Source organism: Variovorax sp. FW301-JW7, from assembly GCF_058788795.1.
Map to the genome: position 1 here is coordinate 1 of NZ_JBYTBC010000001.1, position 16,562 is coordinate 16,562.

The window sequence follows — 16,562 nt, forward strand, 5'->3', positions numbered from 1 at the left end:
CTGCACTGGCTACAACAGCATCGTGCGTGCCGTGCGCGCTGCTGCTCTACGAATACAAGCTGAACAAAGGTGATCAGCGTAAGTACGCACGTTTCAGTGCATTCGACTATGTCAGCGTCTTGATTCAGCTTAAAAGGTTTTTTGTTTTGAGAGCGTGTCCATCGCGGTCTTGGCCGGAAGGGTTCACAGCATCTGGGCAATCGTGTCACGCAGCACTGGCCGCTGCTTCCATACATTCAACAAGGCGGGGATCGGGTCAGTGGCCGCATGCAATCCCTTCGCACAACTGATAGAGAGATGATTCCATGAAGATGAGTGACGAGATCAGCTTGCCTGTATCGCAGGCGATTGCTTGGGAGGCACTGAATGATGTCAGCTTGCTTCAATCCTGCATTCCCGGCTGCGAGGCGATCAACCTGCAGGAAGATGGGCGATACGAACTGCTGATCGCTGCTGCGGTGGGGCCGATTCGTGCCAGGTTCAAGGGCGAGATGCGCATGATGGATGTGATCGAGCCGACGTCCTATCGGCTCGAGTTCAGTATGCAGGGCGGTGCGGTGGGCTTCGGCCGAGGCGACGCCAGCATCGAGCTGAGCGAAATTGATGCCGATACGACGCTGCTGAAGTACACCACTTCGGCAAACATTGGCGGCAAGTTGGCTCAGATCGGGGCCAGGCTCATTGATATGACGGCCAAGAAGATGGCCGGTGAGTTTTTTGATGCCTTCCGGAAGCAGTTGCTAATCCGATATGCGCCAGACGGCGCCCAGAAAGATGCAATCTTGGCCGTGGCCCCATCGGGGAAAACGGCCGTGCCGATGAAGGCAGTCAATCCCGCCTCCGTCCCCGCTGCGGCAATGCCCGCCGCAGCACCTCAACCCGCGGCTTCCGAAGGAACCGTGATCCTGAAGATCGAAATAACCTTGATCGACCAGACCTCTTCGCGTCAGAAGTCGGGCCTGGCACGCTGGCTTTCGGACCTGTTTCGCAGGTAGTCACTGCACGGCGCGGAGAGGCGCCAGTGCATAGCGTGTGAAATGACCCGCAGCTTCTGCGCCAGGCTCTTCGTACGCGACGCGCGGGAAGAAATAGCAAGGCGGCGCTGGCAAGACCGAACCGCGCGGCTGCCCTGTCGACTGTGACTCAACTCACGGGCGGTGGAAGGTGAGTACCCCCGCGCGCGTTCCGTGTATTGCCGCCAATTCTCTTTGCCAAACGGGCAACCAGAGAGCGTGCGTACTGTCGCACTTCAAGGAAGATATTGGCGTCAAAAAAGGTACGATATGTATATACTTTTATTCTCGCAACTCGGAGAGATGCAATGATTGGTCTGGCGTACTCGTGGATTTCCCCTGCGCAACGATTGCTTCTTTCGATCTGTCTGCTCGGCTTATTTGCGTTTCACAGCAATCTGGCGCACTCGGACGAGCGTGTGGCCCCGTTGCGCGAATCTTTCGTAGCGAATGCGACGCATGCGATGTACGTTCAGACTTGGCGGCCTGATCCGCAGGCTGCGCCCAGGGGCAACCTGATTCTGGTTCATGGCGGCTCTCATACTGGGACTGGATGGACGACGACGCCCGATGGTCGACCCGGGTGGGCATTCCACTTGGCACGCGCTGGTTGGAATGTGCATGTCGTGGATTGGCCGGGTATCGGGCGCTCTGGCTCGCGTCCCGAGAACCTGAACGACACCCCTGCTGATGTCGTGGAAATCTTGGCCCTTTTGCTGTCGCGCACTGGTCCAGCGGTCCTCATGGGACACAGCATCGGCGGCGCCCTAGCGATCAAACTAACGGAGCGCGTACCCGAATCGGTACGCGCAGTTGTGGCACTAGCCCCCGCATCGGTTGAGACTGTCGGCAACATCGTCCCCGCGGCCCCACTGGACCGACTGTCTGGGACTACTCGGGAAGGCGCGCTTCAGAGGTTTGCCAACACCTCGACTTTCCCTAAGGAAGCGTTCGACAGTTACTTCTCTTCTCTGGTTCTCTATTCACCGCGAATCCGAAATGCTGCGGCCGGCTTGTCAGACGATTTCAAGATCGATCGTTCGAAGGTGACGATCTGGAAAGACCAAGTCCCGATGTTGCTGCTGGCTGCCGAAGAGGACCGCACGGTGCCTCCGGATCGCATTGCCCAAACAGCTGCCGCGCTGAACGTTCCGGTGACCCTCTTGGGGAAGGATTGGGGCATGCCTGGGCATGGACATTTGTTCATCATCGAACGTGGCACGGAAATGATTGTCCAGAAGGTCGAAGCGTGGCTTGCCGCCAATGTCAGTCAGGCCGATCGCAAAAATGCTAAACCATAGGGCATGCAGCCTGCGACACGCCCTCGTGGTCTCGCCGAACGCATCGTGCGGGCTCTGCGGTGGAGCGCACGCACCTGCCAACGGTAGAACGATCGGATAGTCTCGCTCTCCCTGCTCTGAAACTCGCGATAGTCGGTCCCGTGTGACACAAGCGCCGCGCCGCAGTTGCCGCTCAGCTGCTTCGGGTACGCCACTGACCTGGGATCGAGGTACTGAGATGCATGCTCACAAGCAGTTCACAGTGGCCACCGACATCCAAGCCTACTTCTGTGATCCGCAAAGCCTCTGGCAACGCGGAAGCAACGAGAACACGAACGGGCTACTCGGGCAGTACATGCCCAAGGGTATGAATATATCGGGCTTGTCACAGCTTCAACTCAACGCAAGCGCGAGACAATTGAACGAGAGGCCGTGCAAGACGCTTGCGAATGTGTTGCATTGACCGGTTGAATCCGCCGCGGCAAGCGGTCATTGACGGCCTGCTCTCAGCCACAGGCGCGCTCTCGGCGTCCGAAGCGGCGGGTCAACGTTGCCGGAGTGCACGAGCGGTGATGCTGGCGGCAAGCGACCGTGACCAGGCGCTGGAGCAATATCTGGAGGCAGCCGCCGGCACCGGTCTCCATGGCCCGCAAAAGCTCTTAGCCTTTGTGCGCCGCCACCGCAGTCCGGGCGATCTTTTCGAAAACTTCCTTCGTCACGTCGGTCGAGGGCCGGAACTGGGCCCGATCATGGCTTTCGCCCCGGCTTCCAATGTGTGCGCCGTCGTCGAGTCCTAGAGGTCGAGGCGGTGCGCGTCGGCTCATGGGCTAAGGCACGACTTCAAGAGAGGGACGAGTTCGGACGGTTCAAGAAGTATCTACTCTCGATTTGTTGGCGCGTGACCGACCGTATGGCATCCGCAAACGCCGTGAGGATCGCCGGCCGCGCCATGCCGTCGCGTCGAAAGAACAGGCCGAACGACGGCAGGACGACCTGGGGCCCGACCTTGAGCCTCTGCACGCCGCCCCGGGCGACTTCGTCCAGCGCGTGCTCAAGCCGTACCGCGCACAGCAGCGAAGGGTCCTTGCGAAGCACGGTGCCGATCGTGACCGAGGACATGGCTTCGATGACCGGCACGGGCGGCGTCACGCCACCGTTCAGGAAGACGGTCATGAACGCCTGCCTGACCAGCGTTTCCTTCGGCGGCAGCACCCACTGAGCGGCGCGCAGGTCGGCCCACTGCAACCTGCGTGGGGCGACGCTTGGGTTTGAAATAGACGCGAGCACGCACAGCTCGTCCTTCAGCAGCACGACGGGCTCGAGCAACGGGATCATGTCGCTGGAGATCAGCTCGGGCGTGATGGCGCCGAAGACGCAGTCGAGCTCCCCTTCGAGTAGGCGATGGATGAGCTCGTGGACGCGGCCTTCTCGCAACTGCACGGCGGCGCCCGGCAGCCGCTCCCGCAGCTTGACGATGGCTGCGGGAACAGCTGCAGTGACCGACGGTGCGCCGACGCGCAGAACCGCCGTCACGCCGCTTTGCATGGCGTCCACGTCTGCGGTGGCGCGGGCCAATTCATGCAGCACGGCGCGTGCGCGAAACGCCGCGCTCGCCCCCAGCGCATTGGCATGGATTCCCAGATGGCTGCGTTCGAATAGCCGGGCCCCGAAGCAGCGTTCGAGCTCGCCGAGCATCTTGCTGATGGCAGGCTGGCTCAGATGCAGCCGCGCCGCGGCACCGCGCATCGTGGGGGTCTCGGACAGCGCCACGAGCAGCTCGAGGTGTCTCAGGCGCAGCGTGCGGACCAGGCGGTCGGTTTTGGTGTCCATTTCAGGTTCCACGGCATATATCTAATTGTGATCACTCCCTCACGATTATCGAATTTTCAAGAATCGGGGAAGGCGATAACGTCGCGCCCAATGAACTTCGAATCCAAAGAGACAACAAGCGGATCCGCCCCTCCAGCTCCGCTGCAGAACGTGCGCGTGATCGACCTGGGGCAGTACATCGCCGGGCCCGGCGCGGCCATGGTTCTGGCCGAGCTGGGCGCGCAGGTGATCAAGATCGAACCGCTGGCGGGCGACCAGGCTCGGCACATCGGTCGCTACGGCGAGTCGATGATCCGTGCCTACAGCCGCGGCAAGCAGTCCATCGCGCTCAATCTGAAGAGCGACGCAGGCCGGGAGATCGCGTGGCGGCTGATCGAAAACAGCGACGTCGTGATCCAGAACCTGCGCCCCGGCGCCGTCGATGCGCTGGGCCTGGGCCCGTCCGCGGTGCGCGAGCGCTTTCCCAAGGTCATCTACCTGTCGATCTCGGGCTTCGGGGACTTGGGCCCTTCGAGCGCGCGTCCCGGCTACGACATCGCGGCACAGGCCGAGAGCGGCTTGATGTCGGTCACGGGCGAGCCCGACCGCCTGCCCCAGAAGGTGGGGGTGCCGATCATCGATGCGGCCGCGGCGCACCTGGGTGCCCAGGCGGTGCTCGCTGCACTCTACGGGCGCGCACAGACGGGTGTCGGCGAGACGTTGCGCACGTCGCTGCTCGAGGTGGCGCTGCATCTGCAGGCCACCACGTGGTGCGACTACCTGGGCGGCGCACCCGAGCCGACGCGCATCGGCGACGGCCAGCCCAACAACGCGCCTGCAGCCGAAGTGGTGCCCACGCGCGACGGGCACATCGTGCTGTCCGCGTATGCGGACGAACACTGGGCACGGTTCTGTCGTGTGATGGGACGCGAGCCGCTCGCGACCGATCCGCGTTTTTGCACCAACGCATTGCGGGTGCAGCACCGCAGCGAGTTGCGCATCGTGCTGCGTGAATGCCTCTCGTCCTTCACCAGCGAAGAATGCGTGGCGCTGCTGAGCCGTAACCAGATCGTGGTCGGCTTTGTGCGCAGCTACCAACAGGTGCTGCAAAGCGCGGACGTCCAGGCCAGCGGAATACTGGTCGATGCATTGGGCGCGGACGGCCAACGCTACCCGTCGCTCGCATTGCCCTATCGGCTGGGCGACGCCCCACGAGCCACGCCGCCGGCCGCGCCTGCGTGCGGGGCCGACACCGATCGGCTCCTGGCCGACCTCGGGCTCGCAGCGAACGAGATCGACGAGCTTCGCCGCGCCGGCGCAGTGGCATGACGCAGAAAGAGAAGACACCCCTCATGAATTCGAAGATCGATCCCCTCTCGCACGGCTGCGACGCCGTCGTGATCCAGACGCTGCCGCTGTTCGAGATGATGCGGATGCGCGCGGCCACTACCGCGCGCCGGCACCCCGTGCTCGGCTTCGCAGCGCCAGATGCAGCGTCGGCCGTGCGGTGGGTCAACCAGTTCACCCACACGCATCGCCGCCTCGGCCCGGACGACAAGGAGGTCGTCAGCCCGAACAACGACACGGTCTACAGCAACGCCTGGCTCGACCTGTCCGAAGGGCCAGTCATCATCGAATCGCCCGAGATGGGCGACCGCTACTGGACCCTCGGCCTGCTGGACGCGTGGACAAATCCCTTCGCCTACGTCGGGCGTCGCACGACGGGCAACCGGCCCCAACGCACGCTGGTGCATGGCCCCGCATGGCGCGGCGTCGTCCCTTCGGACATCACGCAGACGATTGCCGCACCGGGCGACGACGTGTGGCTGATCGGCCGCCATCTCGTGGAGGACGACGGCGACGATGCGGCGCGCGTGCGCGAGACGCAAGCCAGGATGCGGCTCGTGCGCCTGGATGGCAGCGACGCGGCGATGCGGGTGGACACGTGGATGGACGGGCGCGATGCGGGTACTCCGGCTACGGACCTGTACCTGTCCATCGTGAGTGCCGCGCTGCGCCGCAATCCGCCGATGGCAGGGGAGTGCGAGATGTGGCCTCCTGCCGCAGTCGAGCTGCAGGCGTCGCTGCCTGCCGTCTACGAACGGCTGCGCACCAGCAACCAGCCGCACGATCTGGGCGGTGGCTGGGCGATCCCGGTGATGGTGAAGACCCACTGGGGCGACGACTACCTGACGCGTGCGCGCATCGCGCGCAACTTCATCGGCGCTCTGGGCGTCGAAGAGGCGATGTATCCCACCGCCGAGGTGGACGCGCGCGGCGCGCCGCTCGATGGATCGCTGCGCTACGAGTTGCGGTTTGCGCCGGGTAAGGGGCTGAAGGTGGGCGCTTTTTGGTCGCTCACGATGTACCGCCGCAGCGACTGTCTTTTTGTCGCGAACCTCATCCACCGGTACTCGATCGGCGATCGCACGCCCGGCTTGCACCACGACGCCGATGGCAGCTTGGCCCTGCGGCTGCAGGCCGACGACCCAGGGCCGGGTGTCAACTGGCTTCCGGCGCCGAAGGGCGAGCTGTTCTACGTCGTGCTGCGGCTGTATCAGCCGCATGCCGACCATCTGGAACTGCGGTTCGACTACCCGCCGATCCAGCCGATCTGACACTCACAAAATCAACGGAGACACGCACGCATGACCACAATGAACCGCCGACACCTTCTTGCCGCCGCAGCCGGCCTGGCCTTGCCCTGGAGCGCATCGAGCCACGCACAGGCCTGGCCAGCGCGGCCGATCCGCATGGTCTCTCCCTACGGTGCAGGTGGGTCGAACGACATCCTGTCGCGCGTGCTCGGCGACTTCCTCGGACGACGGCTCGGGCAGGGCATCGTGATCGAGAACAAGGCCGGTGCCGGCACGCGCATTGCCAACGACTTCGTGGCCAAGGCGCCGGCAGACGGCTACACGCTGCTCCACGCGGCCGCACCCATTGCCATCGGCGAGGCGCTGTACAAGGGCCTGCCTTACGACGTGCACAAGAACTTCGCCTCGATCGCCAGCACGGCTATTGCGCCCTTGTTCCTGGTGGTCAATGCCGACGCACCGTACAAGACGGTCGCGGAGTTCATCAAGCAGATGAAGGCCGACCCGAAGGGCGCAACCTTCGGATCGCCGGGGGCGGGCTCGGCCCCGCACCTGACGGCCGAGCTTCTGTTGCGGGCCTCCGGCACGAAGGGCATCGTGGTGCAGTACCGCGGCGATGCGCCGGCCTACACCGAGCTCCTGGCCGGGCGGATCGACGCCACCTTGACGGCCATCTCGACTGCGATTCCCCACATACAGGCCGGCAAGCTGCGGGTGCTGGGCGTCGCCACGGAAGAGCGCTCGCCGCTGTACCCGAACGCACCGACTTTTCGTGAGCAGGGCCTGCCTTCCGTCGTGGGTTATGGCTGGTACGGCATGCTCGCGCCGGCCGGAACGCCTGCCAACATCGTCGAGCGGCTGAACGCAGAGATCAACGCGGCGGTGGCCGACGCGGACGTCCGTCGAAAGGCCGAGGCGGCAGGACTGCAATTGCGTGGCGGTAGCGCCGCCGAGTTCAGTGCGTTCATTGCCAGCGAAACGCGCAAGTGGGCGCAGATCATCAAGGCCGCGAACATCACGGCCGAGTGAGCGTCACCCGCGAAAACGAGCGGTGGCGCGTGTGGAGCCGCCGCGCAGAATGCGCGAAAGTTCACAAAGGTTGAGATTTCCGCTGCAGTTCGTTGTCATTTCAAGCGGATACTTTTTGCTTAGATTTTTCACATCAAGCAAGGCGTTGAATTTCCATGGACATGGCCGTTGTTTCGTCGTCCCAGGCCGAAGTGTTCTCCTACGACTTCGTGTTGCCGATTCCCGTCGAGGGATCGACGCATCGTCGCCTGGAGGTCATCGGGGTGTTTCGCACGATGGCGGCAGCGCGGGTGGAGCGGTGGGTCATGGATGCCCACGGCCAGCCGCGCGCAGACAGTGAACTGGCCGCCGAGGTCCTCGTTGAATTCCGCCGCGTCTGCGGGACCAGTGGGCTGACATCGCCGCTGCAGGTCGAGATGACGCAGGTGCTGGCCTCCACGAAAGCCACGGCCGCGATCGTCTCGGCCTTCCTCGCAGGACATCCCCGGGCCGCCACGCGCATCGGCCGTACGCGCAGCCGCTCCAAGACCCAGTGGGCCTGGGGCGGACATGCGGGATCGCCGGATGCGATGGCCGTAGCGACCGCATCGGCGGCCTGATCCACCTCGACCGGTGTCGTCGGGAATGGCGGAAGCGATCACACAGACACGAACCGATCGGGGCGCGTTGTCTGCGAAATCCGCCCGTGCATGCGGTGTTCTGAATGTTGCTAACTCGTCCCGACGGCACCGACAGGGTGCAGTTTCTTGCAACGCAACTCGGTTGCAGTGTGGGCGAATTTCCCCAGCCCTACGGCCGCATGAAACCGGCGCTGCTGGGTAGCGTGTCGGACCACTCCTCTGTGCTGGCGGAGTTCGGCGGCCGCTTCGATCACGGGGAGCAGGTCTATCTCTTTGCGAGCTGGCCGACCCTCGAAGCCGCGCTGCAGCACATCGTCGACCAGCGAAAAAAACAGTAGCGCGCGGCGCTTCCGGTCGCTTCGCTGTGTACATCGCGACACACGATGGTTTGACCCCACGCCGACACGGCGCGCGTGTGTCCGCAGCGATCCGGCCGATGGCCGGGTCTCGCTTCGCTTCTTCTCATTCCCAAGCACGGCACGACAAAGTGTTGTTCGTCGCGTTACCAAAAGAACACAAAAATTGAGTGCAAAAGCGTGAACAAATAGTTGCTTCCAATTTGCAAGCGCACCATTTGTGAGCATTCCTTCCTTCGGCAGGCTCTCGAGCAGTGCGAAAGTGCGCGGATAGATAGTTATGAAGACATATCTATTCAGTGTGCACTTTCAGGGAGCAAAAGTTGAACAAGATACATAAGAGCATCTGGAGTGACGTGTCGGGTACGTGGGTTGCCACGTCCGAAGTCACGCGTGGCAAGTCGAAATCCAGTCGCACGGCGAGGTTGCCCTCGCTGCTCGTGATGGCCGGACTTTTCGGCGGCATTGCAGGTCTGGCGCATGCGCAGGACGTGCTGGGCACCTACACGCCCGCAGCCAACAGCAACCAGACCGGTCAGCAGGCATATTCCGACGGGGCCGCCCACACGCTCACCGGCAGCTATGCCAGCGTGCAGCCCGGCGCCACCAACTACTCGTACCCGACGCTGGGCGCCATCGAGGCCGCAAATCTCATGACGAGCGGTACGGTGGCCGGGCGCCAGCTGGTCTACAACGACGACCCGTCGCTCAACATCAGTTACCGCGACCCGATCACCGGCGCCTCGAAGACGGCCACGGTCTATGACACGGGCAAGCTGCAGGTCTACAACTATTCGCAACTGGCACCCAGCGGCAACACCGTGGGCAAGCTGTGGGGCCCCGGCGACATGGACGTCTATGTCGACGGCCGGATCGCCACTGTGGCCAACGGCTCGACGCTCGACGTCACGATCGGCGACCCGACGGCGCTGCCCAACGCCAGCGCGGCCAACAAGCTCTCGATGCTGTCCAAGCAGACGAGCGTGTTCAAGGTCGAGAGCGGCAGCACGCTGAACTACAAGACCAACACGCGTTTCGACCTCGGCAGCGGCGACCTCGCCCCGCCGCCCAGCAACGTCGATCCCGCCACGGGCATCGCGTCGGTCACGAAGCTCACGCAGCAGTTCGACCGCGGCGTGAGCTTTGCCGGCGGCACGTGGACCAACCCACTCACTGGCCAGCAGGAAACCGTGGCCGGCGGCAACGTGACCGACCTGGACAGCTACCGCCGCTACAACAACTACCTCATCGGCCAGGTGCAGGCCGGGCTGCTGTCGCCCGCCGACTATGCGAGCCGGTTGACGAGCAGCTACTCGACGCAGTCGTTCCAGGTGCAGTACCAGGCCGCGCCCGCGCAGACGCCCGGCATGAAGACCTGGATGCCGCTGGGCCGCGTGAACCTCATCGAGTCCGACGGCGGCACCGTCAACATCGACAAGGACAGCCACATCCACAACGCCAGCTGGTGGAGCGGCGGCTCGACCGCCAACCTCGTGAACGGCGCCACGCTCAACAACGCGGGCCACCTGTCGTCGCAGACCACGGGCAGCAACCACCCGGACATCGTTGCGTCGCAGAACTCGTCCATCAGGAACACCGGCTCGCTGTCGGTCGGCTACGACCCCGACACCTACACCGCCAACGGCACCACCGGCATCAACAGCGGCAAGGGCGACCGCGTGGGGTCGTTCGGCGTGCTGTTGAACGACCAGGCCACATTCAGCAACGAGGGCTTCGTCAACGTGGCCAACGCGGTGACAGACCGCACCGACTTCGCCCGCGTCAACATCGGCCTGCGTGCGGCCGGCAGTGCCAGTGCCGTCAACCAGGTGCAGGGCGTGATCAACATCGGCGTCAACGAAACGGGCAATCCGGGCGACACCTACGGCGTGCAGGCCGTCGACAGCGCCACGTTCACCAACAAGGGAACGATGTACATCGGCCGTACAGGCCAGTACGCAGCAGGGCAGGGCGCGACCGATGTGCAGAGCAACCTGGTGGCGATTCGTGGCGTGGAAGCCGCCGGTTCGGCGAAGGTGCACAACGAAGGCACGATCACCATCGGCAGCGGCATCGGCAATGCCGTGGCCCTGACGGCGCGCGACGGCACGGCCGACCTGGAGCTGGTCAACGATGCGACCGGCATCATCGCGGTCAACGGCGCCGCCAACGCCGCCAGCCCGCTGATGAACATCGGCATGCAGGCCAACAGCAGCGGCGGTGCCACCGTGCGCAACGACGGTGTGATCTCGCTGAACGGCGTCAACGGCATCGCCATGCAGGCCATGGCCGCCAGCGCCGACGCCACCCTCAGCCACACCAGCACCGGTACCATCAGCGTGGCCGGCGGCGCCAACGTGGCCACGGGCACGCGCAACATCGGCATCTGGGCCGAAGGCCTGAACGGCCACACGGCCACCGCCAAGGTCGACGGACAGATCCGGCTCACCGGCACCGGTGCCATCGGCGTGCATGCGCGCGGCACCTCGGTCGTCGATGTCTCGGCCAACGCGGTGCCCGTGTTCTCGAACGGCACCGACCAGATCGGTTTCTTCTCGTACGGACCCGGCTCGCGCATCAACGTGAGTGCGCAGAGCCTCGACGTGGCCACCGACCGCTCGACCATGTTCCGCGTGGCGGGCGGTGCGGCGTACACCGGTTCTTCGACGGCGGGCACGCTGACCATCAACGTGAACGGCGCGGGCGCGCGCGGCGTGGTCGCGACCGATGCGGGTACCACGCTCTCGACGGGCAACTCGGTCTACAACGTCAACGGCGCGAACGGCATCGCCATCGTGAACGAAGGCGGCGCGGCGGGCACCATCGATGCTGCGACGACGATTCACCTGAACGCCGCTGGCGCCACCGCAGGCGTCGTGGACGGGCAGGCCCACGACCTGGCCAACGCCAACAATGGCGCGCCCGTGGCGACGACCCTGACGAACCACGCGCTGATCGCGTCGAGCACCGGCGCGGTGACCGGCTTCGTGGCGCAGAACCTTGGCACGCTCGTGAACAACGGCAACGTGCAGCTGATCGGCGCGGGCTCCACCGGTGTCGTGGTCGGCATGCAGGGCACGGTCGACAACCGCGCGGTGGTGCAGGTCAGCAACGGCACCGGCGCCTTGGTGATGGGCGCCACCGCGACACTCACCAACACAGGCACCATCGAGGCAGGCGACGGCACGGCGGCCGTGCACCTGGCGGGCAACGGCGCTTCGCTGGCCCTCTCGGGTGCCGGCCAGATCCGTGCGGGCGGCACGGCGGCCGGCATCCTCGTGGACACGGGCGCTGCCAGCCTGAGCGCGAAGGACGTGGTCATCCAGGCCACCGGCACGGGATCGGGCATCGAGAACAAGGCCGAGATTGGCGCGATCCGCCTGACCAATGTCGTCATCAACACCGGCAATGGCGCGGGCATCCGCACCGCGACCAGCCTCGACCCGACGTCCACGGGCGTGCAGCTCAACGTGGCCGGCAGCGGCACGGGCTTTGCCTTCCAGAACGCGGACGGCACCACCACCACGGGCAACCTCGCACTGGGAAGTGGCTACGCGGTCACCGTGGCGAGCGGCACAGGCTCGGGCGTCGTGGCCAACACCACGGGCACGGTCGTCAATGGCGCGAGCGTGACGGTCAACAGCGCCACGGGCGGTCCGGCGCTCGTTGCGAAGAACTCGCCGTCGGTCTCGAACACCGGCGCGCTGGTGTCGGCCAGCACGGCGTCGCCCGTGGTCGATCTCGGCGGCAGCGGCGGGGTGGTGTTCGACAACACCGGCACCATCAAGGCCGCCAGCACGAGCGCCGTCGCAGTGGCCGGCAATGCCGGCAGCGACACCTACACCCTGCGCGGCGGCGCCGTCACCGGTGTCGTGCGAACCGGCAACGGAACCGACACCGTGAACCTCACGGGCGGCACATTGGCCGGCGCCATCGAAGCCGGCAACGGTGTCGGCAACAGGGTGCTGGTGCAGGGCGTGTCGCTGGCCGACACCACGCACATCACCAACGGCACCGGCGCAGGCGGCCTGCTGGAGCTCAACGGCGTGAAGCGTAGCGTCGGCTCCCTGGCTGCGGACGACGTGGCGCGCGGCACCAACATCGGCACCGGCTGGAACCGACTGGCCTTGACCAACGGCGCCGATGTCCGCGTCATCGATCCGCTGGTGCTGGCCGGCAGCGGCTCACAACTCCAGGTAGGCGGCAACAGCACGCTGCGCGTCGGCGGCAGCGGCACCACTGCCGGCAATGTCGGCAACCACGACATCGCCAACAACGGCGCGGTGGTTTTCGACAACCTCGACACGCAGACCTACGGCGGAGCGATCAGCGGCACCGGCACGTTCACGCGCGCCGCCACCGGCACCACGGTGTTCACCGGCACGAACAGCTACACCGGCACCACGACCATCGACGCCGGCGGCACGCTGCAGCTTGGCAACGGCGGCACCACGGGTGCGCTCACCGGCGGCGGTGCCATCGTCGACAACGGCGTGCTGGCTATCAACCAGAGCGGCATCGTGACCTTGAACGGCGGCATCACCGGCGCCGGCTCGCTGGCGCAGATCGGGTCAGGCACCACGCGGCTGACGGGCGACAACGCCTACAGCGGCGGCACGTCGCTCGTGAAGGGGCGCATCGACGTCGGCAGCAACGGTGCGCTCGGCAGCGGCCAGCTGGCCATGAACGAAGGCACGACCCTCGGCTTCCTGGCCGACGGGTTGAACGTCGCCAACCCGATCCTGCTCACAGGCATCGCCGACCCCATCGTGGACACGGGCAGTTTCACCGAAACGCTGTCGGGCGCGATCACGGGCGGCGGCACGCTGACCAAGAACGGCAGCGGCACGCTGATCGTGACCGGCCCCAACACCTACAGCGGCGCCACGCAGGTGGCACAGGGCACGTTCAAGGCCGGCGCGGCGAGCGTCTTCAGCCCCGGCTCGGCCCACGCCGTGGCCACGGGTGCAACGCTGGACACCGCCGGCTTCAACCAGACCGTGGCCTCGCTGTCCAACAGCGGCACGGTCTCGCTCGTCGGCACTAAGCCCGGCTCGACGCTCACCGTCAACGGCAACTACGTCGGTGGTGGCGGCCTGCTCAAGCTCGGCACCACGCTGGGCGACAGCGGCAGCGTGAGCGACCGACTGGTGCTCAACGGACCGGGCGCCGCGGCCACGGGCAGGACCACGGTGCAGGTCACCAACATCGGCGGCCTCGGTGCATTGACCACCGGCAACGGCATCAACGTGATCACCGCGCAGAACGGCGCGACCACCACGGCGCAGACCACGCGCGATGCGTTCTCTCTGGCGGGCGGCCACGTCGATGCCGGCGCCTATGAGTACCGCCTGCATGCGGCCGACGCCAACGGCACCGGCGAGAACTGGTACCTGCGCTCGACGACGACCGTGCCCGGTGGCGGCACACCGACCCCACCCGCTACGCCGGGCACGCCCGCGTCGCCCACATCGCCGACGATCACCGTGCCGACTTACCGCGCCGACGTCCCGCTCTACTCGGCGCTGCCGAACATGCTGCGCCAGGGCGACCTGGCCATGCTGTCCAACCTGCATCGCCGGATGGGCGACGAGAGCACGCCGATCAAGGCCGACGCGTCCGCGTCCGGCGGCGAGGCCGCGTCGGGCTGGGGCGGTGCCAACCGCCGCGGCTGGGGTCGCGCCATCGGCAGCAACACCTCGATCGCCCAGGGCGGGCCGGTCGCCAGCAGCAGCCGCGTGAGCATGGGCGGTTTCCAGACGGGCGTGGACCTCTTCGCCAACGACGCCTGGAATGCCGGCCTGTACGTGGGCCAGCTGCACAGTGACGGACGCGTGAACGGCATCTACGGGCTGAACCTGTCGGGCGCCCAGGCGGGCCGCCTGGATGCGGAAGCGCTGTACCTGGGCGGCTACGCCACCTATGCGAAGAACGGTCGCTATGCCGACTTCGTGCTGCAGTACGGCATGCACGACGTGTCGGGCATGACGACCGCGATGGGCGCAGGCACAGGTGCTGACGGGCACAGCATCACGGCCTCCGCCGAAGTCGGGCAGCGCTTCGCGCTCGGCGAGCGCTGGGGCGTGGAGCCGCAGGCGCAGCTGATCTACAACCGCCTGAACATGGGCGACGTGGGCATCGGCGGTGCACGGGTCGAACAGCAGACGGCCGGTGCGGTGATCGGGCGCCTGGGCGTGCGGCTCACCGGCGACGTCATGACGCGCGCCGGGCGGCTGCAGCCCTACGCGCGGTTGAACCTGTGGCATGGCTTCAAGGGCACCGACACCACGCGCTTCGTCGGCCCGGCGGGCACGACGTCGTTCGCGAACGGTGTTGGCTACTCGTCGGTAGAGGTGGCGGGTGGCTTCACCCTGACATTGACGCCGACCACCAGCGTGTACGGTGAAGTCGGCAAGCTCTTCCACGCGGGCGGGGGCGCCTTGCGGGTGAAGTCGTCGGTGCAGGGCTCGGTGGGCGTGAAGCTCAGGTTCTGAGGTTGATGCGGCAGCGGGCATCGCGCTCGCTGCCGCCGCGAACGGCGCCCGCCTCAGGTCCGCTGCACGTTGACCAGAAGGCCGAGCCGTTCGTACTCCGCCGCTGTGTCCTTGCTCCAGATGCTGGAGGCAAAGCGCACGTCGAGGTAGTCGACCGTGCGCAATTTCTTCTTCCTGGTTTCGATCTGGCATTCCCCGTAGTACTGCCACCCACCGTGGCCACCGCTGTTGCCGACGTTCACTTCGCGGATCACGCCTTCGATCGCGGTGTCGTCCAGCAGCACGATGCGTGCGATGCCATCCAGGGGAATTTGCCGGGCAACAAGCCTGATCTTCAGGATGTCATCGATCGACGAGGTCCAGCGTGCCATGTCCTTGGGTCTCCTTGCGGTGTCAATGTCGGGGGGATTGGGGAACCCCGGCGTTCCTGGCGAGCGCTTCATCGGCGGCTTGCTGCAAGAACAACTGCGACTTGCCGCAGTTCGCGCAGCGATACAGGCCCACGCGCGGCAACAGGCGTATCCATCCCTGCCTAGGCGACCACGCCAGGTGCTTGATGTGGCACAGGCAGGCGAAGTAGGGAAGTTTCATCGCGGAAATTCGATGACGAGGCGCGTGTGCGTGCCTCACACCTTCTTGTTCAGGAATGCACTGTTCCGGGGCTTGCGCCAACCAGCCGCCGTCTCGACGGCATCCCGTTCGTCGCGCAGCCATGACGCGACGGCGGCATGTTCGAAATAACCGGTGGAACGCGTGCGGTCCTGAAGGTACCGGTAGGCGTCGCGATCCACGGGTTCGTAGGCTGCCAGATCCACATCGAGCAGCGCACTCCAGGTTTTCGGCGCCGAACTCCACAGCTGCACCAGCACATAAGCCATGGCCCCGCCTGCAACGGAGATCAGGCCCGAGCAACGCATGTCGAATGCGGTCGCTACGGGCACCCACCCGAGCCATTCCAGGGAGCGAGAGACAGCCAGCACTGCGAGGAATGCCGTCACCGAAACAACCGCTGCCTTGCTCGTGCGAGGGCCGACAGAGCTGATCATGCGCTGCTTGCGGCGCCAGTCGATGCGTTGCAACTGCCGCAGCTTGGCGTGCCAGTCCGGGGGCGGCGGTGTTCTGCTTTCGGTGCGGGACCTTCCACCTTGGATGATTTCAAACATGCATGCGTCTCGGGGGGGCTTGGAGGGGGCGAGATAACTTTGGGTGCGTTTTCTTTCGTATTAAATTTTGCAGGAGAGGCAGCGAGCCGCGAACGAGATTCCGCTGAGGATGGTGGACTTGATCACAAAGTTTGCGATGCGCTGGTGCGGACGTGGACAGCGAGGCACAGCGAATGTAGACGGCTTCGAATCGTTGTTGCC

General features: G+C 65.4%; 13 protein-coding genes and 1 pseudogene. 10 read left to right on the plus strand and 4 right to left on the minus strand.

Annotation, left to right across the window (positions count from 1 at the left end):
- Positions 1-305 precede the first annotated feature (305 nt).
- From AC3WQM_RS00005 to AC3WQM_RS00020, 4 genes and pseudogenes are all read left to right on the plus strand, one after another.
- Complete coding sequence (locus AC3WQM_RS00005) at positions 306-995, plus strand: SRPBCC family protein (protein ID WP_492676390.1); 690 nt, start codon at positions 306-308, stop codon at positions 993-995.
- Between the two features lie 326 nt (positions 996-1,321).
- Entirely contained in the window at positions 1,322-2,314 is a 993-nt protein-coding gene (locus AC3WQM_RS00010; protein WP_492676391.1) for an alpha/beta hydrolase, read from the plus strand.
- A 193-nt stretch (positions 2,315-2,507) separates the two neighbouring features.
- Positions 2,508-2,756: pseudogene (locus AC3WQM_RS00015) on the plus strand (IS30 family transposase); the annotation flags it as partial.
- Between the two features lie 109 nt (positions 2,757-2,865).
- Positions 2,866-3,090 (plus strand): hypothetical protein, encoded by a 225-nt coding sequence (locus AC3WQM_RS00020; RefSeq protein ID WP_492676392.1) that lies wholly within the window; start codon positions 2,866-2,868, stop codon positions 3,088-3,090.
- A gap of 43 nt (positions 3,091-3,133) precedes the next feature.
- Here the strand turns inward: AC3WQM_RS00020 and AC3WQM_RS00025 are convergent, their stop codons facing one another.
- On the minus strand, positions 3,134-4,123 hold the full coding sequence (locus AC3WQM_RS00025; RefSeq protein WP_492676393.1) for a LysR family transcriptional regulator: 990 nt from the start codon (positions 4,121-4,123) through the stop codon (positions 3,134-3,136).
- A 90-nt stretch (positions 4,124-4,213) separates the two neighbouring features.
- On the opposite strand from AC3WQM_RS00025, the gene AC3WQM_RS00030 reads away from it, so the two are divergent.
- From AC3WQM_RS00030 to AC3WQM_RS00055, 6 genes are all read left to right on the plus strand, one after another.
- Positions 4,214-5,431 carry a CoA transferase gene (locus AC3WQM_RS00030; RefSeq protein ID WP_492676394.1) on the plus strand — a complete coding sequence of 406 codons (1,218 nt, stop codon included), beginning with the start codon at positions 4,214-4,216 and terminating at the stop codon, positions 5,429-5,431.
- A gap of 23 nt (positions 5,432-5,454) precedes the next feature.
- Positions 5,455-6,720, plus strand: a complete 1,266-nt coding sequence (locus AC3WQM_RS00035) for a DUF1254 domain-containing protein (protein ID WP_492676395.1) — start codon at positions 5,455-5,457, stop codon at positions 6,718-6,720.
- Positions 6,721-6,750: 30 nt separating this feature from the next.
- Positions 6,751-7,728 (plus strand): Bug family tripartite tricarboxylate transporter substrate binding protein, encoded by a 978-nt coding sequence (locus AC3WQM_RS00040; RefSeq protein ID WP_492676396.1) that lies wholly within the window; start codon positions 6,751-6,753, stop codon positions 7,726-7,728.
- A 155-nt stretch (positions 7,729-7,883) separates the two neighbouring features.
- Positions 7,884-8,327, plus strand: coding sequence for a hypothetical protein (locus tag AC3WQM_RS00045; protein ID WP_492676397.1), 444 nt, complete (start codon positions 7,884-7,886; stop codon positions 8,325-8,327).
- 104 nt (positions 8,328-8,431) lie between these two features.
- A complete protein-coding gene (locus tag AC3WQM_RS00050; protein WP_492676398.1) occupies positions 8,432-8,686 on the plus strand; it encodes a hypothetical protein in 255 nt (84 codons plus the stop codon).
- A 317-nt stretch (positions 8,687-9,003) separates the two neighbouring features.
- Positions 9,004-15,198, plus strand: a complete 6,195-nt coding sequence (locus AC3WQM_RS00055; RefSeq protein WP_492676399.1) for an autotransporter-associated beta strand repeat-containing protein — start codon at positions 9,004-9,006, stop codon at positions 15,196-15,198.
- A 53-nt stretch (positions 15,199-15,251) separates the two neighbouring features.
- On the opposite strand, the gene AC3WQM_RS00060 is transcribed toward AC3WQM_RS00055, so the two are convergent.
- Genes AC3WQM_RS00060 through AC3WQM_RS00070 form a run of 3 tightly spaced genes read right to left on the minus strand, consistent with a single transcriptional unit; the run spans position 15,252 to position 16,361 of the window.
- The gene (locus AC3WQM_RS00060) at positions 15,252-15,569 is read right to left on the minus strand and encodes a hypothetical protein (RefSeq protein ID WP_492676400.1); all 318 of its coding nucleotides are present in this window, start codon (positions 15,567-15,569) and stop codon (positions 15,252-15,254) included.
- Between the two features lie 22 nt (positions 15,570-15,591).
- Positions 15,592-15,789, minus strand: a complete 198-nt coding sequence (locus AC3WQM_RS00065) for a hypothetical protein (protein WP_492676401.1) — start codon at positions 15,787-15,789, stop codon at positions 15,592-15,594.
- 35 nt (positions 15,790-15,824) lie between these two features.
- Positions 15,825-16,361 (minus strand): hypothetical protein, encoded by a 537-nt coding sequence (locus AC3WQM_RS00070; RefSeq protein ID WP_492676402.1) that lies wholly within the window; start codon positions 16,359-16,361, stop codon positions 15,825-15,827.
- Positions 16,362-16,562: the final 201 nt, after the last annotated feature.